Origin of the sequence: Acinetobacter sp. RW6, assembly GCF_041956835.1 — a bacterium.
Classification (GTDB): domain Bacteria; phylum Pseudomonadota; class Gammaproteobacteria; order Pseudomonadales; family Moraxellaceae; genus Acinetobacter; species Acinetobacter calcoaceticus.
The window spans coordinates 2,785,739-2,809,710 of sequence record NZ_CP167121.1; the positions used below are offsets into that span (position 1 = coordinate 2,785,739).

The 23,972-nt window shown below is 39.2% G+C and carries 27 protein-coding genes; 6 read left to right on the top strand and 21 right to left on the bottom strand.

Features of this window, described 5'->3' with window-relative positions:
• The first annotated feature begins 293 nt into the window (after positions 1 to 293).
• Positions 294 to 1,562: a transcription termination factor Rho gene (rho, locus tag ACB088_RS13165; protein ID WP_003655059.1), complete on the top strand. Its 1,269-nt coding sequence runs from the start codon at positions 294 to 296 to the stop codon at positions 1,560 to 1,562.
• Between the two features lie 158 nt (positions 1,563 to 1,720).
• On the opposite strand, the gene ACB088_RS13170 is transcribed toward rho, so the two are convergent.
• A complete protein-coding gene (locus ACB088_RS13170) occupies positions 1,721 to 1,879 on the bottom strand; it encodes a hypothetical protein (protein WP_132070790.1) in 159 nt (52 codons plus the stop codon).
• Between the two features lie 94 nt (positions 1,880 to 1,973).
• Between ACB088_RS13170 and ACB088_RS13175 the strand changes: the two genes are divergently transcribed.
• Positions 1,974 to 2,201 (top strand): hypothetical protein, encoded by a 228-nt coding sequence (locus ACB088_RS13175; RefSeq protein WP_375037187.1) that lies wholly within the window; start codon positions 1,974 to 1,976, stop codon positions 2,199 to 2,201.
• A 156-nt stretch (positions 2,202 to 2,357) separates the two neighbouring features.
• Here the strand turns inward: ACB088_RS13175 and ACB088_RS13180 are convergent, their stop codons facing one another.
• From ACB088_RS13180 to pheS, 3 genes are read right to left on the bottom strand one after another with little or no spacing between them, the layout of a single operon-like run.
• A complete protein-coding gene (locus ACB088_RS13180) occupies positions 2,358 to 2,654 on the bottom strand; it encodes an integration host factor subunit alpha (protein WP_000126166.1) in 297 nt (98 codons plus the stop codon).
• Positions 2,651 to 5,032 carry a phenylalanine--tRNA ligase subunit beta gene (gene pheT / locus ACB088_RS13185; protein ID WP_375037188.1) on the bottom strand — a complete coding sequence of 794 codons (2,382 nt, stop codon included), beginning with the start codon at positions 5,030 to 5,032 and terminating at the stop codon, positions 2,651 to 2,653. The genes ACB088_RS13180 and pheT overlap by 4 nt, the downstream gene beginning before the upstream one ends.
• Before the next feature lie 32 nt (positions 5,033 to 5,064).
• Positions 5,065 to 6,045, bottom strand: a complete 981-nt coding sequence (gene pheS / locus ACB088_RS13190; RefSeq protein ID WP_003655056.1) for a phenylalanine--tRNA ligase subunit alpha — start codon at positions 6,043 to 6,045, stop codon at positions 5,065 to 5,067.
• A 158-nt stretch (positions 6,046 to 6,203) separates the two neighbouring features.
• Here pheS and ACB088_RS13195 point away from each other — a divergent pair, with 158 nt between their 5' ends.
• On the top strand, positions 6,204 to 7,196 hold the full coding sequence (locus tag ACB088_RS13195; RefSeq protein WP_375038808.1) for a hypothetical protein: 993 nt from the start codon (positions 6,204 to 6,206) through the stop codon (positions 7,194 to 7,196).
• Positions 7,197 to 7,202: 6 nt separating this feature from the next.
• Here the strand turns inward: ACB088_RS13195 and ACB088_RS13200 are convergent, their stop codons facing one another.
• The 4 genes from ACB088_RS13200 to rpmI all read right to left on the bottom strand — a co-directional run bounded on the left by ACB088_RS13200 (position 7,203) and on the right by rpmI (position 8,977).
• Positions 7,203 to 7,706, bottom strand: a complete 504-nt coding sequence (locus tag ACB088_RS13200; RefSeq protein WP_375037189.1) for a GNAT family N-acetyltransferase — start codon at positions 7,704 to 7,706, stop codon at positions 7,203 to 7,205.
• 57 nt (positions 7,707 to 7,763) lie between these two features.
• Complete coding sequence (locus tag ACB088_RS13205; protein ID WP_375037190.1) at positions 7,764 to 8,321, bottom strand: NADAR family protein; 558 nt, start codon at positions 8,319 to 8,321, stop codon at positions 7,764 to 7,766.
• Between the two features lie 90 nt (positions 8,322 to 8,411).
• Entirely contained in the window at positions 8,412 to 8,771 is a 360-nt protein-coding gene (rplT, locus tag ACB088_RS13210; protein WP_000124858.1) for a 50S ribosomal protein L20, read from the bottom strand.
• Positions 8,772 to 8,782: 11 nt separating this feature from the next.
• Positions 8,783 to 8,977 carry a 50S ribosomal protein L35 gene (gene rpmI, locus ACB088_RS13215; RefSeq protein WP_003655048.1) on the bottom strand — a complete coding sequence of 65 codons (195 nt, stop codon included), beginning with the start codon at positions 8,975 to 8,977 and terminating at the stop codon, positions 8,783 to 8,785.
• Positions 8,978 to 9,213: 236 nt separating this feature from the next.
• Between rpmI and nreB the strand changes: the two genes are divergently transcribed.
• Complete coding sequence (gene nreB, locus ACB088_RS13220; RefSeq protein ID WP_375037191.1) at positions 9,214 to 10,467, top strand: nickel resistance MFS transporter NreB; 1,254 nt, start codon at positions 9,214 to 9,216, stop codon at positions 10,465 to 10,467.
• A 42-nt stretch (positions 10,468 to 10,509) separates the two neighbouring features.
• Here nreB and ACB088_RS13225 read toward each other — a convergent pair whose 3' ends face one another.
• From ACB088_RS13225 to thrS, 4 genes are all read right to left on the bottom strand, one after another.
• Positions 10,510 to 10,938 carry a YqaA family protein gene (locus ACB088_RS13225; RefSeq protein WP_375037192.1) on the bottom strand — a complete coding sequence of 143 codons (429 nt, stop codon included), beginning with the start codon at positions 10,936 to 10,938 and terminating at the stop codon, positions 10,510 to 10,512.
• 57 nt (positions 10,939 to 10,995) lie between these two features.
• A complete protein-coding gene (locus ACB088_RS13230; RefSeq protein ID WP_017391235.1) occupies positions 10,996 to 11,616 on the bottom strand; it encodes a glutathione S-transferase N-terminal domain-containing protein in 621 nt (206 codons plus the stop codon).
• Positions 11,617 to 11,844: 228 nt separating this feature from the next.
• Positions 11,845 to 12,396: a translation initiation factor IF-3 gene (infC, locus tag ACB088_RS13235; RefSeq protein WP_080026316.1), complete on the bottom strand. Its 552-nt coding sequence runs from the start codon at positions 12,394 to 12,396 to the stop codon at positions 11,845 to 11,847.
• A 5-nt stretch (positions 12,397 to 12,401) separates the two neighbouring features.
• Positions 12,402 to 14,324, bottom strand: a complete 1,923-nt coding sequence (gene thrS, locus ACB088_RS13240) for a threonine--tRNA ligase (protein ID WP_375037193.1) — start codon at positions 14,322 to 14,324, stop codon at positions 12,402 to 12,404.
• A 393-nt stretch (positions 14,325 to 14,717) separates the two neighbouring features.
• On the opposite strand from thrS, the gene ACB088_RS13245 reads away from it, so the two are divergent.
• On the top strand, positions 14,718 to 16,355 hold the full coding sequence (locus ACB088_RS13245) for an acyl-CoA synthetase (protein WP_375037194.1): 1,638 nt from the start codon (positions 14,718 to 14,720) through the stop codon (positions 16,353 to 16,355).
• 47 nt (positions 16,356 to 16,402) lie between these two features.
• Here ACB088_RS13245 and yjgA read toward each other — a convergent pair whose 3' ends face one another.
• From yjgA to mazG, 9 genes are all read right to left on the bottom strand, one after another.
• Positions 16,403 to 16,939 (bottom strand): ribosome biogenesis factor YjgA, encoded by a 537-nt coding sequence (gene yjgA / locus ACB088_RS13250; protein WP_375037195.1) that lies wholly within the window; start codon positions 16,937 to 16,939, stop codon positions 16,403 to 16,405.
• 2 nt (positions 16,940 to 16,941) lie between these two features.
• Positions 16,942 to 17,211, bottom strand: a complete 270-nt coding sequence (locus ACB088_RS13255) for an HPr family phosphocarrier protein (RefSeq protein WP_013198928.1) — start codon at positions 17,209 to 17,211, stop codon at positions 16,942 to 16,944.
• Positions 17,208 to 18,059: an RNase adapter RapZ gene (gene rapZ / locus ACB088_RS13260; protein ID WP_003655028.1), complete on the bottom strand. Its 852-nt coding sequence runs from the start codon at positions 18,057 to 18,059 to the stop codon at positions 17,208 to 17,210. Before rapZ ends, ACB088_RS13255 begins: the two co-directional genes overlap by 4 nt.
• Before the next feature lie 23 nt (positions 18,060 to 18,082).
• Positions 18,083 to 18,931, bottom strand: coding sequence for a pantoate--beta-alanine ligase (gene panC, locus ACB088_RS13265; RefSeq protein ID WP_005036795.1), 849 nt, complete (start codon positions 18,929 to 18,931; stop codon positions 18,083 to 18,085).
• A 3-nt stretch (positions 18,932 to 18,934) separates the two neighbouring features.
• Positions 18,935 to 19,744 carry a 3-methyl-2-oxobutanoate hydroxymethyltransferase gene (gene panB, locus ACB088_RS13270; RefSeq protein WP_003655024.1) on the bottom strand — a complete coding sequence of 270 codons (810 nt, stop codon included), beginning with the start codon at positions 19,742 to 19,744 and terminating at the stop codon, positions 18,935 to 18,937.
• A gap of 46 nt (positions 19,745 to 19,790) precedes the next feature.
• On the bottom strand, positions 19,791 to 20,273 hold the full coding sequence (gene folK / locus ACB088_RS13275) for a 2-amino-4-hydroxy-6-hydroxymethyldihydropteridine diphosphokinase (protein ID WP_199990098.1): 483 nt from the start codon (positions 20,271 to 20,273) through the stop codon (positions 19,791 to 19,793).
• Positions 20,270 to 21,733 (bottom strand): polynucleotide adenylyltransferase PcnB, encoded by a 1,464-nt coding sequence (pcnB, locus tag ACB088_RS13280; RefSeq protein WP_309951958.1) that lies wholly within the window; start codon positions 21,731 to 21,733, stop codon positions 20,270 to 20,272. Before pcnB ends, folK begins: the two co-directional genes overlap by 4 nt.
• A gap of 125 nt (positions 21,734 to 21,858) precedes the next feature.
• Positions 21,859 to 22,263, bottom strand: a complete 405-nt coding sequence (locus ACB088_RS13285; RefSeq protein ID WP_375037196.1) for a ComEA family DNA-binding protein — start codon at positions 22,261 to 22,263, stop codon at positions 21,859 to 21,861.
• On the bottom strand, positions 22,232 to 23,038 hold the full coding sequence (mazG, locus tag ACB088_RS13290) for a nucleoside triphosphate pyrophosphohydrolase (protein ID WP_375037197.1): 807 nt from the start codon (positions 23,036 to 23,038) through the stop codon (positions 22,232 to 22,234). The genes ACB088_RS13285 and mazG overlap by 32 nt, the downstream gene beginning before the upstream one ends.
• A gap of 113 nt (positions 23,039 to 23,151) precedes the next feature.
• Here mazG and ACB088_RS13295 point away from each other — a divergent pair, with 113 nt between their 5' ends.
• Complete coding sequence (locus ACB088_RS13295) at positions 23,152 to 23,925, top strand: SDR family oxidoreductase (protein WP_309951963.1); 774 nt, start codon at positions 23,152 to 23,154, stop codon at positions 23,923 to 23,925.
• The last annotated feature ends 47 nt before the right edge of the window (positions 23,926 to 23,972 follow it).

Consider the following 23,972-nt stretch of genomic DNA (forward strand, 5'->3'; position numbering starts at 1 on the left):
TACTTTTTTATAGCGTATTTTTTTCGGCTATAAATTGACAAATTAACTCAGCTAGCTTATATTACATGCTCAAGAGGCACTGAAGGGAATCATCTTCGTCCGGCTTCTTACAAGACACAAACATAAAGATCGCCACTCGGCAACAGAAATTGTTTTTTCACATTTTTCTTCGAAACAATCAATCAGACTTCTGAATTGTTATTGTGTAAATACAATTGCGATAATCTTTTTTGTATGCGAGCGATTTTTCTTCTTTTTAAACCACACTCTACTCTTTCCTAATTCTGACCCTTATGAATTTAACTGAACTCAAGAAAAAACCAATTGGTGAATTAATTAAAATTGCTGAATTTATGGGCCTGGAAGGTATGGCTCGTAACCGAAAGCAAGATATTATCTTTGCCATTTTGAAACGCCATGCAATGAATGGCGAAGAAATTTTTGGTGATGGCGTTCTTGAAATTCTCTCTGATGGTTTTGGTTTTTTGCGCTCTGCCGCAGGTTCGTATTTAGCAGGTCCGGATGATATTTATGTGAGTCCCTCACAAATCCGACGCTTTAACTTGCGTACAGGCGATACCATCACAGGTACTATTCGCCCTCCAAAAGAAGGTGAGCGTTATTTTGCGTTGCTCAAAGTTAACCAGATTAACTATGACACGCCAGAAAATTCTCGAAATAAAATTCTATTTGAAAACTTAACCCCCCTTTTCCCAACCGAACAATTGGTTATGGAACTAGGTAATGGTACGACAGAAGACTTAACTTCTCGTGTGGTTGACTTAGTTGCGCCAATTGGTAAAGGTCAACGTTCTATTATTGTTGCACCGCCAAAAGCGGGTAAAACAATGTTACTTCAAAATATTGCTCAATCTATTGTTAGAAACAATCCTGAAGTATTCCTGATTGTTCTATTAATTGACGAGCGTCCAGAAGAAGTAACCGAAATGGAACGTACTGTTCGCGGTGAAGTCATTGCTTCAACTTTTGATGAAGCTCCTGCTCGCCACGTACAAGTTGCAGAAATGGTGATTGAAAAAGCAAAACGTCTTGTTGAACATAAAAAAGACGTTGTGATTTTGCTTGACTCTATTACCCGTTTAGCGCGTGCATATAACACTGTCATTCCTTCATCAGGTAAAGTATTAACTGGTGGTGTAGATGCTCACGCATTAGAGCGCCCTAAACGCTTCTTCGGTGCTGCACGTAATATTGAAGAAGGCGGATCTCTTACGATCATCTCAACTGCTTTGATTGAAACAGGCAGTAAAATGGATGACGTAATTTATGAAGAATTCAAAGGTACAGGTAACCAAGAGATTACTCTTGATCGCCGTATTGCTGAAAAACGCGTCTTCCCTGCTATGAATATTAAGAAATCTGGCACCCGTCGTGAAGAGCGTTTAATGGATGATGATAACTTACGTAAAGTATGGATCCTCCGCAAGCTTCTTCATCCTATGGATGAGTTAGCGGCAATGGAATTCTTACTTGATCGCATGAAAGAAACTAAAACAAATGATGATTTCTTCGATCAAATGAAACGTAAAGCTTCAACTTAATCGGTTAATCTTCAATAAAAAGCCACTCTTTTGAGTGGCTTTTTATTTGGTTGACAAGCTTTACACAAAAATACATTTTGCAGTTTTTTATGTAAAATTATTTATAAGATTTTGATAATAAATATTTTTGAATTAAAAAAATTAAGTTTTTTAGTGGTTTACCTCCACCTTTTCCAATGCACTCGGGCTGATTGATTGTTTTTTTCTGTTAAAAAACAGACTGTTTTTCTCTTTTTCATACGTTTTTTTGACAGACGGCAGTAGTATTTCAGCATTTGCAGTGATAGCATAGCGGCAGACCAGTTAGACTGCTCCATGCGTTGTTACCTAGCTACGTTTTAGGAATAATAAAAGCAAAACAGTCCAACTTAGGTTTTTTTAATCTCAAATCTTTTTTGTGAGAGTGATGCCATGTTATTCAAAAAATTTGCTGTTGCTGCTGCTGTAGCTGCTACTTTAGCTTTCGTTGGTTGTTCTAAGAAAGAAGAAGCTCCTGCTGCTGCTGCTTCTGAAGCTGTAGCTGCTGCTTCTGAAGCTACTACTGCTGCTTCTGAAGCTGCTACTGCTGCTTCTTCAGCTGTTGATGCTGCTGCTTCTGCTGCTGCTGCTTCTGCACCTGCTGCTTCTGCTGCACACTAATCTATATACTAGATTAGAAAAAAAGAGGACATTTTGTCCTCTTTTTTTACGCCTAAATTTTAAATTTCTAAGAGCACTTCGCTTAATGTACCTAGATAAATTGACATAACATCGTAGTTAAATAAAGCTGTCTAAATATAAGTAAAAAAAAGCAGATCAATCGATCTGCTCATTTCCAACGCGTTGTCTAAATTTCTGACCCGCTCTGAAGGTCACTACACGGCGAGCAGAAATTGGAATTTCTTCGCCTGTCTTCGGATTACGTCCTGGACGTTCGCGTTTATCTCTTAACTCAAAATTACCGAAACCAGAGAGCTTAACCTGCTCCCCTGCAATAAGTGCTTGGCTAATTTCGTCGAAGAACAACTCGACCATTTGTTTTGCTTCACGGCGATTTAAGCTGGTTAACTCACTTAAATGATCAGCCATGTCTGCTTTAGTTAATGCTGTCATGAGGCCCTCAATGTCGCTTGATAAGTGTTTTCTAACACTTGGATAATATTGTCCATACCAGATTTAATTTCAGCATCTTCAAGCGTACGTGAAGGATGTTGCCACAATAGTGCGAACGCTAATGAGCGCTTACCATCTTCGACACCCTGCCCCGTATACACATCGAATAACCATGTAGAGTCTAAAAGCTCTCCACCAGTTTGTTCGATTAACTGCTGAATATCTCTAACATTTATATTATCAGAGATTAAAAGCGCAATATCACGTCTAACCGAAGGAAAACGTGATAATTCTGTAAAATTAGATACATAAGATTGCAAAACAGCTGTTTGATCGAGTTCAGCAACCCAAGTAGTGCTTAAATCAAGCTCATTTTCTAGAGATGGATGCAAACGGCCCAAATAACCGATTGATTTACCATCTACTAAAATTTCAGCAGATTGCCCTGGGTGCAACCACGCACGTTCTGAACGAACATATTCAACACTTACACGCCCAGCAGCTAAAATCTCTTCTACTTCACCTTTGAAATCAAAGAAATCCATTGGTTGAGGCTTAGCATGCCAAGATTCTGGTGCTTGCGAGCCGACTGCAACAAGAGCCAAGGTAGGAGTCTGTTGCAAGTCTTCAATACTCTTAGCATTTTGATAATCAAAACGCAGTCCGAATTCGAAGAAGCGAACACGACTTTGCTGACGGTTGAGATTATATTGTACGCAAGGAATTAAACTAGAAAGTAAAGTACTACGCATTACAGCCAAATCACTTGAAATTGGATTTGCGAGCATCAATGGCTTAACTTCAGGATTTAATTGCTTTTCAAGTTTGGCATCAGCAAAGCTAAAGCTAATTGCTTCTTGATAACCTAACGTCACGATCGTTTGACGCAACTCCGCGAGTTCAAAACGATCTTGGTGTTTCGCAAATTTAACATCCATGCTTGGTAAGCTAATCTGGATATTGTCATAGCCATCAATACGCGCAACTTCTTCAATTAAGTCTTGATAAATTGCCATATCGTAGCGATGTGATGGTGGAACCACACTCCACTCACTTTCAGCTTTAACTGCTACATTACACCCTAGTCGGGTTAAAGCATCTGCAATGAACTCACCCGCGACTTGATATCCCAACAGCTGGTCTACCTGAGCTTGTTTCAGTTCAATGGCTTCACGTTTTGGAAGTAAGTCAGTTTTTTCAGCTACAGTAATTGGGCCAAATTCACCGCCCGCTAACTCTTGAATAAGCTGCGAAGCACGGTTCATCGCTATTAACGGCAATTCAAAATCCACACCACGTTCATAACGCTGCGAAGAGTCTGTATGTAAACCAAAACGACGAGCACGACCAGCAATAGCAAGTGGAGCGAAGAAAGCACTTTCTAGGAAGATATCGGTAGTGTCATCAGTTACACTTGATGCTAAACCACCCATAATTCCAGCAATTGCTAAAGCTTTTTGGTCATCAGCAATCACCATAATATCTTCTTGCAACTCAACTTCTTGATCATTCAGCAGTTGTAACTTTTCTTGTTGTATTGCTTGACGAACGTGTACAGTCCCTTCGATTTTAGACAAATCGAATGCATGCATTGGTTGACCCAATTCCATTAAAACATAGTTGGTCACATCAACCAAAATACTATGAGTACGAATTCCTGAACGCGATAACGCCTGTTGCATCCATTCGGGAGTAGCAGCTTTTACATTAACGTTTTTAACTACACGCCCTAAATAACGCGGAGCGCCTTCAGTAGTGATAACTACTTTTTTCTCATCAGCAATGGTGGCAGCAACCGTATTAATTACAGGCTCATTCATTTGTAGCTTATTAATAACTGAGATTTCACGGGCAATACCACGAATACTAAAACAGTCACCACGGTTTGGCGTAATACTGATATCAATGACATTGTCGTCAAGTTTGAGGTATTCACGGATATTTACTCCTACTGGAGCATCCGCTGGCAGTTCGAGCAAACCATCGATTTTATCTTCAAGATCAATCTCAGAAGCACCACAAAGCATCCCTTGTGACTCAACTCCACGAAGCTTACCTTTTTTGATTTTAAAATCGCCAGGCAATACAGCCCCAATGGTTGCAACTGGAGCTTTCATTCCAACGCGAACGTTAGGTGCACCACATACAATTTGCAGAGGCTCACCTGAACCAATATTAATAGTTGTTACACGCAGACGGTCTGCATCGGGATGCTGCTCAACAGTTAACACTTCACCGATTACTACACCAGTAAATGGTTTAGCCACAGGTGCTAATTCATCAACTTCAAGACCAAGCATCGTCAACTGATCAGACAATGTATCACTATCAATTGCTGGGTTAACCCATGTACGTAGCCAATTTTCGCTAATCTTCATCTTTATAAACCTTTTTTAATCCTGAAAAACTGTTAGGCAAATTGGCGTAAGAAACGCACATCATTTTGATAGAACATACGCAAGTCATTAATGCCATAACGCAACATTGCAAAACGCTCTACCCCTAAACCAAAAGCAAAGCCTTTGTATTTATCAGGATCAATACCAGCAGCACGTAATACATTTGGATGTACCATGCCACAGCCTAAAACTTCTAACCAACGGCCACGTTCATCCATAATATCTACTTCTGCACTTGGTTCAGTAAACGGGAAATATGATGGACGGAAACGTACCTTTAAATCTTTTTCAAAAAATTCATTAAGCAGATTAATCAATAAACCTTTTAACTCAGCAAAGCTGGTGTTCTCGGCAACGTATAGACCTTCGATCTGATGGAACATAGGTGAATGCGTTTGGTCTGAGTCACAACGATAAACACGCCCAGGACATACAATACGAATTGGCGGTTCACTTGTTTCCATTGTACGAATCTGTACACCAGACGTATGCGTACGCAGTAAATGAGTGGCATCAAAATAGAAAGTATCGTGCATAGCACGCGCTGGATGGTGACCAGGAATATTTAATGCTTCAAAATTGTGATAATCATCTTCAACTTCTGGACCAGTCGCGACTGTAAAACCAGCTTTAGTGAAGAACTGACAAATTCTTTCTTGTACTTGAGTAACAGGATGGACTGTACCAACACGCTGACCGCGGCCCGGCAAAGTAATATCAATCGTTTCACTTGCTAGCTTTTGCTCAAGTGCTGCCTGCTGTAATGCTGCTTGACGTTCTGTTAAAGCAGTATTAATTGTTTCTCGAACAGCATGAATCGCAGCACCTTGTACTTTGCGTTCTTCAGGGTCCATTTTCCCTAATGCTTTCGATTGTTCTGCAAGCTGGCTTTTTTTCCCTGTAAATTGCACACGTACCTGATCAAGTGCAACAAGGTCTTGAGCTGCTGCAATGGCAGCAAGCGCTTCTGTGGTCAGGGCTTCCAGTGACATATTAACTCTCAAAGCAACAAATTAAAAAAATATAATAAAACACTGCATTCTAACAGTTTTTCATCGAATTGATGAAGTTTATCCATCATGAAAAATGTATTAGGCAACAAAAAGATAAAACGTATAAGATAATAGCATCGTCAATGAGATCAACTATTATGGCGCTCAATCAAATTTGGAAACAACAACTTACGCTTGTAACGTATGGTAATGAATACCTCCGCCAGAATTTAAGCTTTAACCAATGGCGACAACATCATATTTTTGACCACCATAGTTTTCAATTTCGTGACTTAGCTTCACAACATTTGCTTGCTCAACACTTTCAAGTTTGGTTAGAAGCTTTAAAGAAACAAGGTACCACTCAGCTTAGCTTACATTTATCAAGCCTTCTAAATGAAGAGCAAAATCCAAACAGCAATGTTGAGCTTTTACCTTATACTCATTTTATTGTGAGCCATGAAAATAATAAGAAATTTGCATGGATTTTCGGCCATGAACTTGCTGAATGGTATAACAATGATAATGAGTTTGAGGCCCCTCCTTCACAAACCTGCGAGCTTCGTTTAGAAACTTTCTGGCGTTTTGAACTAACTGAAAAATTATCAAAAAAAATTGAAGCAGATTTAAAAAATCCGCCATGGCAAGAAATAGCGGACTTTATGGACAGTGAATTATTTCGTAGTAAATATGCAGCAGGTTTTGAAGAACCAGAGTTTCAAAAAGCTTATTTTGATGGTACAAACATTACGAGCCAAGAACCAAAACTTGCTTTAATTCCAGAGAATTATCCTGCAGATTATGCTCACCAGCTTTTATCTCGTACTCAAGCATTAACCAACTATTTAGAACAAAAGAAGCGACTTGCAAATGATCCTTTAGGAGAAGAGCTAGACCAAGAACAACTCATTAATTTAAGAAATTTCACGCAAAAAACTGATGATTTGTTTGCCAAGCTTATTGTTAAGACTGCTAATCACTACCAAACAGCTCAAATAATTCCAGTCGTTAAGGCTTCTCCGTTTGAGCAATCAAATGAAAATCCACAACATTTGAAATCTCACCACCATAAAGGCACTGGTTCAGGCGTTATTAAGCTGATTGTTTTAACGATTATTATTTGTGCCTTGGCCTATTATTTTGGCCTTTAATCAAGATTACAGTTCCCATTGATAAAATAATTCTGTTATTTCGAGGCCGAACTCAGGTAGTTCGGTTTCGCCAATTACTTTGGCTCCCATTTTTTCATAGAAGAAACGGCTTGGATTTTTATTAAAAACTTCTAAACGAATAAAAGCGTAGCCTTGATTTAATGCACATTGATAGAACTTTTGAAATAACTCGCGACCTATACCTTGCCTTTGAATTTCTTCCAAAAGATAAAAGGCAAGAATTTCAGCAATATTATTCTCAGGGCTCAGATAACCATCGAGAAAGCCTTTTACCATTCCATTTTCAGTATAGATAAATAACTTATGATCAGGGCTTTTGGCTATTTCTTTCCACAGTAGCTCCTTATCTAGTACTTTAAGCTCATCCAATATTTCTTGCTTAAGCATACCTGTATAAGTTTCTTTCCAGCACTGTACATGCACTTCTGCAATAGATAATGCATCCTTAAAGGTGGCTATACGAATTTCTCTTTCATTTAATGATTTCAATTCGTTCCCCGCACATCACTACTTTTTAAAGTTAAGTATAAATTTTTTAAAACAAATTTATTGAGCTAAAAGCTGCTCCCGAACATGCATTAAAGCAAAGCCCAACAAATTTAAACCTTGCCATTGAGATGGGTCTTGAATATGTAAATGATCTTGCGCCATACCAATCCCCCAAATTTTATCTACTGGAGATGCTTCAACTAAAATATGGTCTTTCGTTGCTAATAAGAAATTTTTCAATTCAGGATGCTGAGAGAATTTAACAAAGTTTGCCTGCACCACGATATCAAAACGTTTTTCTTGCCATATCTTTTCATCATAATTGCGCACTTTACGACCTAGTTGTTTTGCTTCATTCGGATGCTTAACTTGCAAGATCTGTGCAAAGATTTCTTCATCATTAAATAATTTTGCTTTTTGCGCCATCATATAGTGCTCAGCAGTAAGGTATTTAATACCCTCATCTTTAAATTGCACTGGATACCACTGACTAAAACAACTCTTATCAATAAGATCAGCTTGCTTAGGAGTATGCCCCCAAAAATATAAATATTTAAACTGATCACCTTTTTGCACTTTTTGAATTAAGTCATCTAAAAAATTTTCATCTTTCATAATTTATCTCTGGTTATTATCTTTTTTAAAACAGAACCACTAAAAATAAAAAAGACCGCTAAAAAGCGGCCTTTTTTTGAATCTCTAAGCTTATGCAGCTAATGCGCCTTTAGCTTTTTCAGCTAAAGCAGCAAATGCTACTGCATCATGCATAGCGATGTCAGCTAATACGCGACGGTCGATGATCACTTGAGCTTTTTTCAAGCCATCGATCATACGGCTGTAAGACAAACCGTTTTGACGAGCACCAGCATTGATACGCGCAATCCATAGAGCACGGAATTGACGTTTCTTTTGACGGCGGTCACGATAAGCGTATTGACCAGCTTTGATTACCGCTTGGAACGCTACGCGGTAAACGCGTGAACGAGCACCATAGTAACCTTTAGCGCGAGCAAGAATTTTTTTGTGACGACGATGAGCCACTACACCACGTTTTACACGAGCCATTTATAATCTCCTTAGATGTATGGGCACATACGACGAACTGAGTTCACGTCAGAAACATGAACCATTACACAGCCGCGTAATTGACGGATACGTTTAGCAGATTTTTTGGTCAAAATGTGGCGCTTAAATGCTTGTTTGCGCTTAAAACCGTGTGCAGTCGCCTTGAAGCGTTTAGCAGCACCGCGGCGAGTTTTCATCTTAGGCATAACAACCTCTTTTGAACACCTGTTCGGAACGTTTGCACCATTGCAAAAACGACCTGCAGGTAAGGGAGCCGATATTCTAAAGCATCCCAACTTAAAACAAAAGTAAAATGCTCATTTTTTGATATTAAATTGTCTATTTTATATAAACGTTATTTTCTATAATCAATTATCAAATTACGAGAAAATCCATAAAATCATCCCCTATAATAAGTACAAATGCTTAAATTCAAAAGAATATGAATATACAAAATGATGCTTTCGCTGCATTACGGTATCGGGATTTCTCTATCGTTACGATCAATCAATTTTGCTTAACGCTCGCAATTTTGATTCAAGAAATTATTGTTGCCTACTCATTATATCAAATCACCAAAGATCCACTGACCTTAGGTTTAATCGGACTTGCAGAAGCAATTCCATTTATTGCCCTTTCTCTTTGGGGAGGTTATTTCGCAGATAGGTTTAATAAACAGCTCATTATGAAAATCTGTTTATTTTTCTCAGTTCCTCTGCCCTTGGTTTTATGGTTACTTTTCCATTTACATGGTTTAGAACACATCAGTGTTAACTTCCTTTCTTGGGGAATTTATACAGTCATTTTTGGCTTAGGAACAATCCGAGGTTTCTACAATCCTTCTGCAACATCATTAAAACCATTTTTAATTCCACGCGAACTCTATGCAAATGGTGCGACATGGACAACGATAGGCTGGCAAAGTGGTGTAATTATTGGACCAATGCTTGGTGGTTTTATGCTTGCTTATTTAGGCAGAGAAACCAGCCTATTTAGCGTTGCTGTTTTACTTGGTATTTGCTTTATTTTAATTAACTTATTGCATAAACGTAATTTTCCTAAAATTGAAACTGACAATATTTTAGAAAGCTTAGGAGAAGGTTTCCGTTTTATCTGGAAAACCAAAATTGTTCTTTGGGCGATTTCTCTTGATTTAGCTTCTGTTTTATTTGGTGGCGTTATCGCGTTATTACCCATTTTTGCAGAAGATATATTAAAAGTCGGTCCTGAAGGGCTTGGATATTTGCGAGCTGCTCCATCTATTGGCGCACTCATTACCATGATTGCCTTAACCCGCTTCCCTCCTACTCAACATGCATGGCGTAACATGTTACTTGCTGTAGCAGGTTTTGGAGTATTCACCATTCTATTCGCCTTCTCAAACAATATGTGGTTATCTCTTTTTGCGCTTGCTATGACAGGTGCATGTGACAGTATTTCTGTTGTTGTAAGACAAACCATTTTGCAAATTTTCCCACCAGAAAATATGCGGGGACGCGTAGCCGCTGTAAATGGCATGTTTGTGTCTTCGAGTAATGAATTAGGAGCTTTTGAGTCAGGCTTAGCAGCTAAATATTTGGGAACTATTACAGCGACTATTTTCGGAGGCTGTATGACGCTTGTTGTTGTGACTTTCTGTTGGCTCAAAACTAATGATCTATTTAAAGTGGACATTACCAAAAGCTCAGAAGACTAAATACATATTTATAATTCAAGCATCTTCGGATGCTTTTTTATTTTAAATAAAACCCATTACTAACCAGTAAATAAACAAATAGCGTCCTGCCTTAGCAATAATGACTATACCCAGAAAGCGCCAAAAATTTTCTTTGAATAGTCCAGCAACCAAAGTAATGGGATCACCAATTACGGGAACCCAACTTAACAATAAAGAGTAAAATCCATATTTATGGTAAAAGCTCTGCGCTTGTTGTAAACGCTTTCCAGAAACCGGAAACCACTTACGATGTTTAAATTGTTCTATCTTTAGGCCTAGCCACCAATTAACGCAAGAACCCAAGACATTGCCCAAAGTAGCTATACCAATTAAAAGCAAAGCTGAATATTGCCCCTTTAATAACAAGGTCGCCAATACTGCTTCAGACTGTAGAGGTAGTAATGTCGCAGCGCCAAAAGCACTGATAAAAAGCAAAAAGTAACTCAGCATAATCAATCACACCAAACGACTTTTTGCTTTAAGCATTTACTAAATCCAAGCAAGAAATTAGGCCACTTTAATTGATAGTGCTTTCTGAACTGCGGGGCGTGCTGTTAAACGTACAATATATTCTTGTACGTATGGATAGTCTTCAATCTGAATACCTTGCCATTCATAACGTAAAATCCAAGGTAAAATTGCCATGTCCGCAATAGAGTATTCACCAGCGACAAACTTCTGACCAATGAGTTGTTTGTTAAGTACACTATATAAACGTTTAGTTTCATTAATATAGCGGTCTATCGCATAGGGGATTTTTTCTGGGGCAAAACGATTGAAATGATGATTTTGCCCAAGCATAGGTCCTAAACCACCCATTTGCCACATGAGCCATTGCTCAACCTCAACTCGCTCTTGCTCATCAGTTGGATAAAATAATCCAGTTTTTCTACCTAAATATTGCAAGATAGCGCCCGACTCAAATATAGAAATTGGCTCACCACGGGGTCCATCTTGATCAACAATCGCAGGAATTTTATTATTTGGGGAAATTCTCAAGAAGTCTGGTTGAAATTGATCATTTTCTAAAATATTGATTGGATAAAGAGTGTAATCCAGTCCCATTTCTTCTAAGGCAATTGTGATTTTATGTCCATTGGGAGTTCCCCAATAATATAGATCAATCATTCTATTTTCCTATTCATCATTATCATGACTGCGTCTTGGTTTATATCATGTTTTAAGAAAGACTATGAGATTTCCAACACCAAAAAACACATAAAATTCGAGAATTGAATTTCATAGAAAAATATATTAATTGTCTTAAATGAAACTGAATAGAGAAAAATTAAATCATCTTTTTTATTTGTATTTAGTTATAAAAAAGCACTGCTTTTGCAGTGCTTTTTTTGAGTATTACTTTTTCTTTTTCGGTCCAAGTAACATACCCATTTGACGGCCTTCCATTTTTGGTGCTTGTTCCACAACCCCAAACTCAGCTACATCTACTTCAATTTTTTGCAATTGAGCTAAGCCAAGCTGTTGGTGAGCCATTTCACGACCACGGAAACGTAAAGTAATCTTTACCTTGTTTCCTTCTTCAAGGAATTTCAAAATAGCACGAAGCTTAACTTGATAATCACCAACATCAGTTGCAGGGCGCAGTTTGATTTCCTTCACTTGCACTTGATGCTGTTTTTTCTTCGCATCTTTTTGCTTCTGCTTCAGGTCAAACAAGTGCTTGTTGTAATCCATAATTTTACAAACAGGCGGCTCGGCGTTTGCAACGATCTCAACAAGATCAAGTTCAACCTCTTCAGCAGCACGCAGTGCTTCACTTAATGAAACAATTCCTTTTTGCTCACCTTCAGCACCGACGAGGCGTACTTCTTTTGCACGGATCTCATCATTAATTGCTGGACGGTTGCTTTTTGCACCTTGTTGTTGGTTACGGTCAGGCTGTTTAATCTTTCTTACTCCACAATATACCGGCCACGTTCGGCGACGGCAGACTTCACTAAGTCAATGAATGCATCTACTGACATAGTACCTAAATTTTTTCCTGAGCGGGTACGTACATTCACTGTACCTTCTTCAACTTCTCGATCACCAAGAACTAACAAGTAAGGAATACGCTCTAGAGTACGCTCACGAATCTTAAATCCGATTTTTTCATTTCTCAAGTCAGAAATGGCACGAAGACCATTTTCTTTGAGTTTTGCTACGACTTTCTCACAAGCTTCAGCTTGAGAGTCCGTGATATTCATGACACATGCTTGTAACGGTGACAACCAAGGTGGCATGAAACCAGCGTAGTGTTCAATTAGTATACCAATAAAACGCTCAAAACTGCCAAGAATTGCACGATGCAACATAACAGGCTGATCACGATCATTGTCTTCAGTCACATAAGACGCATCTAAACGTTCTGGTAAGTTGAAGTCACACTGAATAGTACCACATTGCCATACACGTCCGAGACAGTCTTTCAATGAGAATTCAATTTTCGGACCGTAGAATGCGCCTTCACCTGGTTGTAATTCCCATTCTAACCCTGCAGCATCTAAAGCATCTGCTAAAGATTTCTCAGCCATATCCCAAAGTGCATCCTCACCCACACGTTTTTCTGGACGTGTAGAAAGTTTCATTTGCACTTCTTCAAAGCCAAAATCTTTATAAACATCAAGCGTCAGTTTAATAAAATCTGCAACTTCTTGACCGATTTGCTCTTTAGTACAGAAGATATGTGCGTCATCTTGTGTAAAGCCACGTACACGCATAATGCCGTGTAAAGAACCAGATGGTTCATTACGGTGACAAGAACCGAACTCTGCTAAACGAATTGGCAAATCACGGTAAGACTTCAAACCTTGGTTGAAAACTTGCACGTGACATGGGCAGTTCATCGGTTTAACCGCATAATTACGACTTTCAGAATGAGTCGTAAACATGTTGTCTGCGTAGTTCGCTGCATGACCTGATTTTTCCCAAAGCGTAAAGTCTACGATTTGTGGTGTTTTAATCTCAAGGTAACCATTGTCTTGCTGAACTTTACGCATGTATTGTTCAAGAACTTGGTAAATCGTCCAACCGTTTGGATGCCAAAACACCATACCCGGTGCTTCTTCTTGCATATGGAACAAGTCTAGAGCTTTACCAATTTTACGGTGGTCGCGCTTTTCAGCTTCTTCAATACGTTTGATGTATGCAGCAAGCTGTTTCTTATCAGCCCATGCAGTACCATAAATACGTTGAAGCTGTTCGTTCTTCGCATCACCACGCCAGTAAGCGCCAGAGATTTTTGTCAGCTTAAACGATTTTAAAAATTTAGTGTTCGGTACATGTGGACCACGACACATATCTAAATAATCTTGATGGTAGTACAAGCCCATTTGTGTTTCTTCAGGCATGTCTGCAATCAAGCGTAATTTGTATTCTTCGCCACGTGCAGTAAATTCAGCAATGACTTCATCACGTGGTGTCATTTTTTTAACAACATCGTAATCTTGATCGATGAGCTTTTTCATGCGCTCTTCGACAGCTGCCATATCGTCTAATGTAAAAGGACTTGGCATCCAGATGTCGTAGTAAAAACCTTCTTCAATGACTGGACCAATCACCATCTTGGCTTCAGGGAAAAGCTGTTTAACAGCGTGCCCTACAAGATGCGCACAAGAATGGCGAATTATTTCAAGACCTTCTTCATCTTTTGGAGTGATAATTTGTAAGGTCGAATCTTCGGTAATTAAGTCACATGCATCAACTAAGCGATCATTCACACGTCCAGCAACAGTATTTTTTGCTAGACCAGGCCCGATACTTTGGGCAACTTCCATAACAGATACAGCGTGATCAAAATTCTTTTGATCGCCATTTGGCAATGTGATAATTGGCATAAAAAAATCCTTAAGGAGTGATGCCCTATACGAAGGAGCATTTCACCGCGAGATTATGATCGAGGCGAACCTCAAAATATAAAAACGGTGTAAATCAAAATTAAAAAACCTGAAAGATTTTACACTTGTTCAAGCAAAGTGAAAACCTTTGAGCCCATAAAATCATAAATACATTTTGCTTATCAGGTAAACAGCATTAAATGACTTAAAAACATATTGAGATGATTTTTTAAACATGTTCAACACAAGTGGTTTAAGATGAAGAAAATAGCATTTCTGCTCATTTTCTGACTGGAGGGTATTTCCCTTTAAGACTAAAGCATAGATGCTTTGATGAGTATTAAGTCATATTTTCAAAGAATGAATTAAAAATAGAACACGGAGTTGTTTCACATGGCTAGTGCTTATGATGAATTACCACGCACACCCGCAAACTTTGTTGCATTATCACCTCTACGCTACTTAGAGCGTGCAGCTTATATTTATCCAAATCAAGCTTCGATTATTCATGGTAAACGCCAAATTTCATGGAAAGAAACTTACCAACGTTGTTGCCAGTTTGCTTCTCAGCTCAAACAACTCGGAATTGGTAAAAATGATACGGTATCAGTTTTATTGCCTAATGTGCCAGCGATGATCGAAGCACATTTCGCAGTTCCAATGGCCGGGGCTGTGCTCAATACGCTCAATACACGCTTAGATGCAAAAACAATAGCTTTCATGTTAGAACATGCTGAAAGCAAAGTGCTTTTGGTTGACCCTGAATTTGTTAATCTGGCAAGAGAAGCCCTCTCTCTTATTCCCGACCAACACATTATTGTGATTGATGTAGCTGATGATGAATATGAGGGCGAGAATCAGTTTATTGGCTCTTTTGAATATGAAGAATGGATAGCCCAAGGCGACATTAATTTTGTATGGCATTTACCAGATGATGAATGGGATGCAATTAGCTTAAGCTACACTTCAGGCACAACAGGTAATCCTAAAGGCGTTGTTTATCATCATCGGGGCGCTTATTTAAACGCTGCAAGTAACATATTGGCCTGCGGAATGAAACCTCGCGCTGTGTATTTATGGACATTACCTCTCTTTCATTGTAATGGTTGGTGTTTTGCATGGAGTATCGCAGCCAGCGGTGGAACCAATATTTGTTTGCGCAAGGTTGACCCAGAATTAGTCATGCAACTCATTGCAAAACATAAAGTTGATTATTTCTGTGGTGCCCCTATTGTTCTTTCAATGATTATTAACTTACCTAAAGAAAAGCAAACTGACTTTGATCACCATGTTGAAGTGATGGTTGCCGGAGCAGCTCCTCCTGTTGCTATTATTGAAGGTATGCGCAATATGGGGATTAACGTAAACCATGTGTATGGTTTAACTGAAACTTACGGGCCTTCTGCCTTGTGCGCTTCGCAATCAGGATGGAATGAGCTCTCAATTGCCGAACAAGCCCAACTTCATTCCCGTCAAGGCGTGCCCTATCCATTACAAGACAGTATGCGTGTATTAGACCCAGAAACCATGCAACCTGTACCAAACGATGGACAAACCATGGGAGAAATCATGTTCCGTGGCAATATTGTCATGAAAGGATATTTAAAGAATCCCCAAGCAACCCAAGAAGCTTTTGCTGGTGGATGGTTCCATACGGGAGACTTAGCAGTTTGCCATCCCGATGGTTATGCAAAAATTACTGATCGCTCGAAAGACATTATTATTTCAGGTGGAGAAAATATTTCCTCTCTAGAAATAGAGGATGTGTTGTACAAACATCCAGCTGTTTTAACTGCTGCGGTCGTTGCTAAACCCGATGCCCGTTGGCAAGAAGTACCCTGCGCATTTATTGAATTAAAAATGGGTGCTACAGCAACACCTGAAGAAATTATTGCACATTGCCAAAAAGAGTTAGCACGCTTTAAAGTTCCCAAAGATGTGGTCATTACAGAAATTCCAAAAACATCGACCGGAAAATTACAAAAGTTTATTTTGCGTGAATGGGCAAAAAAACGTGCTGAAAATATATAAATAAAAAAAGCGACGCCTTTAGCGTCGCTTTTTTTATTTAAGTGCATTTAGCCTTGATCAGACAATAATGCAATTTGCTGTACATAGTTAACAAATTTAACTTTTGATGCCTCGAGATCTGCTTCACTCGCCTGTTGAGTTTTATCGCGGTTGATTCTCAACACATGCTGACGCAAGGTGTGACGTTCCGATGCATTATAAATTTTACTAAATTCAGTAATTGCAGGATCACCCTGTTCAATCATGCGGTCAACCCAACGCATTAATTGAGCCTGTCTTTTTGCGCCTTGCTGCGGGGTTAAATAAGACAAAATAATAGTCTCATCTTCATTGCGCAATAACTTACCAATACGTTGAAATTGGCGACGACGTGCTTCAAAAGAACTAATGTTCTGCACTTCCATTAAAGCATCAATTAAACGCTCATCAACTGGAAGTTTCTGAATTTGTTTAATAGAAAGTTGTGCGAGTTGCTCACCTAAAGCAGCCATGCGTTGCACTGCTTTTTTCTGTTCGGTTTTGCTTGCACGTCCTTCTAAAGAACCGAAATCTTCTTCAGTATAACGTTGGGAACCACGTGCCACGATTAATCTGCCTCATAAAATTTTGCTGCGAATAACGCCAGTACTTCATTTAATGCCTGTTCTTCGTCGGTACCATCAATGACCAATCGCAAAGTGGTCCCTTTACCTGCACCTAACATCAGCAAAGACATAATATTTTTTGCATCTACCAAATGGTCGCCTTTCCCAATCTGGATCGACGAACGAAACTTTGTAGTGACCTCTATCAGTTTTCCTGATGCACGAGCATGTAAACCGAGTTTATTAATTACATCAACAGTTGTGTCTATCATGACCAGTGCTTCATTTCTCTGTGTAAGACCTGAACAGACCATTCTGCCTCAAGTGCTTGTTTTAGTCTATCTACGATATAAACCGAACGATGTTGACCTCCAGTGCAACCAATAGAAATCGTCATATAGTGACGATGTCCTTCAGCAAATGCTGGAAGCCATTTTTTTAAGAAGTGAAGAATATCATCAAACATTTCGTTTGCTTGTGGACTTGCTTCTAAAAATTGTCTTACTGGCTCATCCAAACCAGAAAAACGTCTTAATTCTAAATCCCAATGCGGATTTGGTAAATGCCGTACATCAAAAACATAATCGGCATCTAAAGGTATGCCATGTTTATATCCAAAGGACTGCAATATGACAATAAGCTTATCTGACTGCCCCAATTTAGACAGTAAAATATGCTTTAAATCATGAACGCTTTTATCCGTTGTATCAATATGAACCGTAGCGCGGAACTGAATTGGAAGCAATAACTGCTTTTCTTCATGAATACATTGCAACAGACTTTTAAAACGGTTGGCTAATGGATGTGGGCGACGCGATGCACTAAAACGCGCAATCAGATCCTGATCTTGCGTAGTAAGGTAAATAACATCAACCGTGCCATGTCTTTGTAATTGCTCAAAAACATGATCGAACTCTTGCATATCTGCCCGAGTACTTCTTACATCCACACCTAAAGCCAATTGCTCCAGATTATTTTCATGATCTAGCTTTGCCACAATTTCAGGCAGCAATGCCAAAGGCAAATTATCAATACAGTAATAGCCCAAATCTTCTAATACTTGAAGGGCTGAAGATTTTCCTGAACCAGACTGTCCTGTCACGATAAGTATACGCTTCATGGCATGGCTGTCCTTTGATCTCTTTATTGGGGTGTAAAGGCAACTTCTAAATTGTCAATCAAACGGGTTGCACCCAGTTTTGCCGCGACAAATAACACAATATCACGATCAAATTGAGTAGCAGGTAACAGATTTGTCTGACGAGCTTCGACATAATCAACAACAAAACCATTATCTGTCAACTGAGTTTTGATATCTTCTACAACTTGTTGCAAATCTTTGCCTTGATGTAACTGCTGTTCAGCCTGCTTCAAACTTTGGTAAATAACCGGAGCCACCTGACGGTGCTCATCGCTTAAATAACCATTTCTTGAGCTAAGTGCCAAGCCATCTGCTGCACGAACAATTGGCACACCAATCACTTCTAAAGGGATATTTAAATCTTGTACAAACTGGCGAATAACTGCTAACTGCTGGTAATCTTTTTGTCCAAAGAAAGCGTAGTTAGGTTGCACAATATTAAAGAGCTTAGTCACAACCAAAGCTACACCATCAAAGTGTCCCGGACGTGAACTACCACATAAAGCATCTGTAATCTGGTTTACACTTATGTTCGTTAAACGCGGTTGTGTACCGTACATTTGCTCAACTGATGGCGCAAAAATAATGTCACAGCCTACATCAGCCAATAGACGACTATCTTGTTCTAAAGTACGAGGATAGTTGTCAAAATCTTCGCCCGGTCCAAATTGAGTCGGATTTACGAAAATGCTCACAACCACAACATCACATAACTTTTTCGCTTCACGAACAAGTGTGAGATGTCCTTCATGTAGATTTCCCATTGTTGGGACAAAACCAATAATTTTACGTGCAGCTCTAGCAGGATTTAAAGAAGCTGCAAGACCTTGTATGGTGGTTTCTGTTTTCATGAATTACAGCTCAACGTGAAAAGTATGTTCTTTAGCAGGGAATGACTGATCAAGTACCGCAGCATGATAAGCTTTAAATGCATCTAAAATAGCAGTTTCACCTGATTGTTCTTTCATAAAGTTACGTACAAAACGCGCAACTCGACCAAAAGTTAAACCTAACATATCTTGTACAACCAATACCTGACCATCAGTTGCATTACCTGCACCAATACCAATTACAGGTGTATTTGGGAATAATTCAGCAATTTCTTGTCCCAACTGAGCAGGTACACATTCAAGTAATAACACCGATGCACCCGCCTCAACTACTGCTGTACAATCAGCAATGAGTTGATCTGCCGCTTCACGTGTTCTAGCTTGTAATTTATAGCCACCAAATACATGTACAGATTGAGGTGTTAAACCTAAATGTACACAAACAGGCACGCCATTACGGGTTAAAACCTGCACGATTTCACTTAACCATGCACCGCCTTCGATTTTCACCATTTGAGCGCCAGCCTGCATGACTGTTCTTGAGTTCTGCAAAGCATCATTTAGGGTTGCATAACTCATGAATGGTAAGTCAGTCATAATCAATGCATGCTGATTACCACGACGAACCGCTGCCGTATGATAAGCCATATCTTCAACGGTTACTGGCAAAGTTGAATCTCGCCCTTGAATTGCCATTCCAAGAGAATCACCAATTAAGATTGTATCAACTTCAGCAAGTTCCATTGCTTTTGCCATGCTTGCATCGTAACAAGTCAGGCAAGAGAACTTGCGTCCTTCGGTTTTAAATTTTCTTAAGTCACTTAGACTAATCATGATGATATCCTCTACAGGAGTTCGCAGAACATAATGAATCGAGAGCTTAAGCCCAAGATTCATCAGCAAGTACAGTCAGTGTCGGCTGCTGTATCAGCTCTAAATCTTTGAGTGGCTGACCATTCAGTTGTAAATCTGCATCTAAATCTAATAAGGGAATTACAACAAAATCTCGTTGTAGAATTCCTATGTGCGGCACAGTTAAGCGCTCATTTTGAATTTTTTCATTGCCATATATAAGCAAATCCAAATCTAAGGTTCGCTCACCCCAACGGCGAAGTCGTACACGACCCGCCTCTTGCTCAAAACGTTGTAAATGATTGAGTAAATCTAAAGGCGCAAGATCCGTATTTAATTCTGCAACTGCATTTAAATAATTTGGCTGGTCTTGAGGCCCCATAGGTGGACTTTGATAAAGTCTAGAAACTTTAACCATTCCTAAGGTTTTAAGCTTGGCAATGGCTTCAGATAAAATTTGACGGGAATCGCCTAAATTACTTCCTAAACCAATATAAGTGGTTATTGTCATTGCGTTGGCCCAAAAACAACTTGGCTTAAATCGCGTTGTACCCGCTTACGTTTTAAAATTGGATGATCGCCCGTCACGCCAGCTTCTGAAGCAGTCGCTTTTTCAACAAATCGGCTTACTGCCTGATCTTGTCTAGTACGTTCTTTTTTCCCACGGCGAGTGCGTGGTTCCGGAATATCAACCAAAGGTTCAATTTCCGTCTCAACTTTATTATTTTCAATAGGCTCAGCAGCAGCTTTACGGCGGTTTCTAGCTTTCTGACGATTATATTGGCTAATAGCAGCTTCTTTTTCATCATTTGACATTTCTTGGTAGGATTCCCACCAGCTTCCCATTCCTTGTGTTGTGTCATCACCTGACTTTTCACGGAGTAATAAGAAGTCAAAACCCGCACGGAAGCGAGCATGCCCTGCCAATGCTTCTATTTGCTGTGGTTTTGGATTGAGCAAACGAGTCTGCATTTCCCAAACTTCACGAATAAAAGTTTCTGCAAAACGAGGAATCACTGTACGTGTTGCTTGGCGTTTTAAGACGTCTAAACCAGCCTGTGCACGCGCTTCGGCTGGCACAATACCTTTAGATAAATAAAATTCACAACGCTCTAAAAACGGCTGCCACAATAAAACTGCATAGAAAAATGCAGGGTTAATTGTTTTACCCACTTGTATACGTTGATCTGTATTCTTTGCTGCTCGTTGAATAAATGGGGTGAGATTAGGCTGAACATCGGCAAAAAGTTGCTTCCAGACACCAAACTCAATCAACATTGGCAGAACACGCGCCAAATGTCCCATTGTGAACAACTTCTGAGATTCATCATATAAACGATGCGGAGAGACATCACGCAATAATTGCGTCATTTCAGCATCAAATATATCGAGAATATTTGAATCAATTTTGAAATTTAACTTGGCTGCAAAGCGTAGAGTTCGCAGCATACGCACAGGGTCTTCTTCAAAACGCTGTGTTGGATCACCCAATAAACGCAAAGTTTTGTTTTTAACATCGTCAATTGCTTTGCAAAAATCGAGCACAATAGCCTTACGCGGTTGGTAATATAAGGTATTGATAGAAAAGTCACGTCGAGCAAAGTCTTGTTCGATGGTACCCCAGTTATTGTCACGTAAAATCATGCCTGAGGCACTCGTAACTGCTTTTTTAGGGGGGGCACGGAATGTTGCAACTTCAATAAGCTCACGCCCTGAATAGACATGTGCCAATTCAAATCGACGGCCAATGATTCGGCAACGTCGGCCAAAAACTTCTTTAATTTGAGCAGGTGTCGCATTGGTGACTGCATCGAAATCTTTAGGATTAAACCCTAGCATTAAATCACGGACACCACCCCCAACAATATAAGCTTCATAGCCAGCTTTAGTCAGGCTATCGATCACATCTAAAATCGAAGAAGGAAGTTGGGCTGTGGACAAACCACATTTTGACGCTCGCAAGGTTTGCAAAAGACGCTGTCTCCTACGTCAGGACGTAAATAACAAGTTGTCGCTAATCATAGCTCTAACGCACACAAAGGGCAATTTGATTCTCTGTAGTTTGCGCATGAAATGACAATTGACAAACACATGATTTATAAACTCAACCGCGTTTTATTCTTTTCAAAAATGGCTGGACCAATGCCCTTTACGTTTTTAAATTCATCAATATTTTTAAAACCACCATTCTTTTGACGGTATTCTACAATCGCCTGAGCCTTTTTCTCACCAATCCCTTTTAGCTTTTGAAGCTCATCAACATTGGCTTGATTCAAGTGCACCTGCCCAGACGAATCAGTCATTGTTGAACTTTTTGAAACATTGGAATGAGAGGAATGCTGCATGCTTAACTTCTGATCATACATCTGCTGTTTAGCTTTCCACTCCTTAAAATTTTGATCGAAAGATTGGGCCTGAATCAGTGTTGATGAAATCAGGCTCCAAAATAAAACAATAAAAATATAATACTTACTCTTCCAAAGATTCATGCTGAGCGGCATGTGTTTTTTCCCCTGATTTTAACTGCTGTTTTGCCTGATCCCACAATTCATCCATTTCAGACAAGGTCATGTCTTCTAATGTTCTTTGCTGTTTTTGCGCTTGATCTTCAATAAAAGCAAAACGGCTTCTAAATTTATGTATTGTTGATAAAAGTGATGTTTCACTTGAAATTGCAAGTTTACGTCCAACATTGACTAATGAAAACAGACAATCTCCAAATTCATCTTGAATTTCATCCATATTTTGATTTTTTAGTGCCTGCTTGAACTCATCCAACTCTTCTTCTAGTTTTGTATAAGCATCTTCTACTGTTTCAAAATCGAACCCAACTTTTGCTACATTTTCTTGAATCTCTTGTGCTTGTAATAGTGCTGGTCCATGCTTTAGTTCATCTAATCGTGATTGCGGCTTGCCTTGTTTTTCTTGTTGTTTAATTTGTTTCCAAAGTTCACTTACTTGTTCTGGCGTTAAGTTATTAAATTGATCTGCCTGAAAAACATGTGGATGACGGCGAATTAACTTTTCGCTTATTGCCTCAACCACATCATTAAAATTAAAAGCGCCTTGTTCACTAAACATTTGCGATTGAAACACGACTTGTAATAACAAATCACCCAGCTCATTTCGAATTTCATCGATATTACCCTGACGGACAGCAGCCTCAACTTCATAGGCTTCTTCAATGGCATATTTCGTAAGAGTCATGGGTGTTTGCGCCTGATCCCACGGACATTTTTCACGTAACTCTTGCATAATTTTAAGCAATTTATCCATGGTAACCCTCAAGTTCAAAAAGTCGGTCAGTAAAACTAGGATCTTAATTTGTTATGATCAAAATCAAAGCGATTAAATCAGTCGCACTATTGTACTGACAAAGAGAAAAAAAGATGAGACACAGTATTCTGATTAGTGGTGCCGCTCAAGGTATTGGGGCAGAAATTGCACGTGTATTTTATCAACAGGGATATAAAGTAGGCATTTATGATATTAATGAGTCGCTTGCTCAAAAACTGGCAAGTGACTTAGGGCCAAATGCATGTGCTGGCTATCTAGATGTAAGTGATTACAGCCAATGGCAACATATATTAAAAGAATTTACCGACTGGGCTGGCGAACTTAACATCTTGGTAAATAACGCCGGTATTTTATATTCTGGTGCATTTGAAACGACTGATATCAAAGCTCATCAAAGAACAATAAATATTAATGTAAACGGTGTCATTAATGGCTGTCATGCTGCGCTCCCCTATTTAAAGCAAGCTTCTTTTGCGCGTGTCATCAATCTTTCATCAGCTTCTGCAATTTATGGGCAAGCAGATTTGATTTCTTATTCAGCCAGTAAATTTGCTGTTCGGGGGATTACTGAAGGCTTAGATGTGGAATGGAAGAGATACGGTATTCGTGTTTTAGATGTGATGCCGCTGTTTGTACAAACTGCAATGGTTAACAATATGGATGCCGGTACTATTCAAAATATGGGAATCGACTTAACACCAAATGATATTGCTCAACAGGTACTTACGCTCGTAGAGAAAAAGGCTCGTTTCTGGACGCCTACTCATACTCCGGTTGGCATAAAAACCAAACTACTTTATCAACTTTCGACTTTAAGCCCACAGTTTTTAAATCGACTCACTAACATTTATTTATCAAGAAAGTAATTCAAAGTAAGAAGGCTGTCATTTGACAGCCTTCTTACTCAATTTAA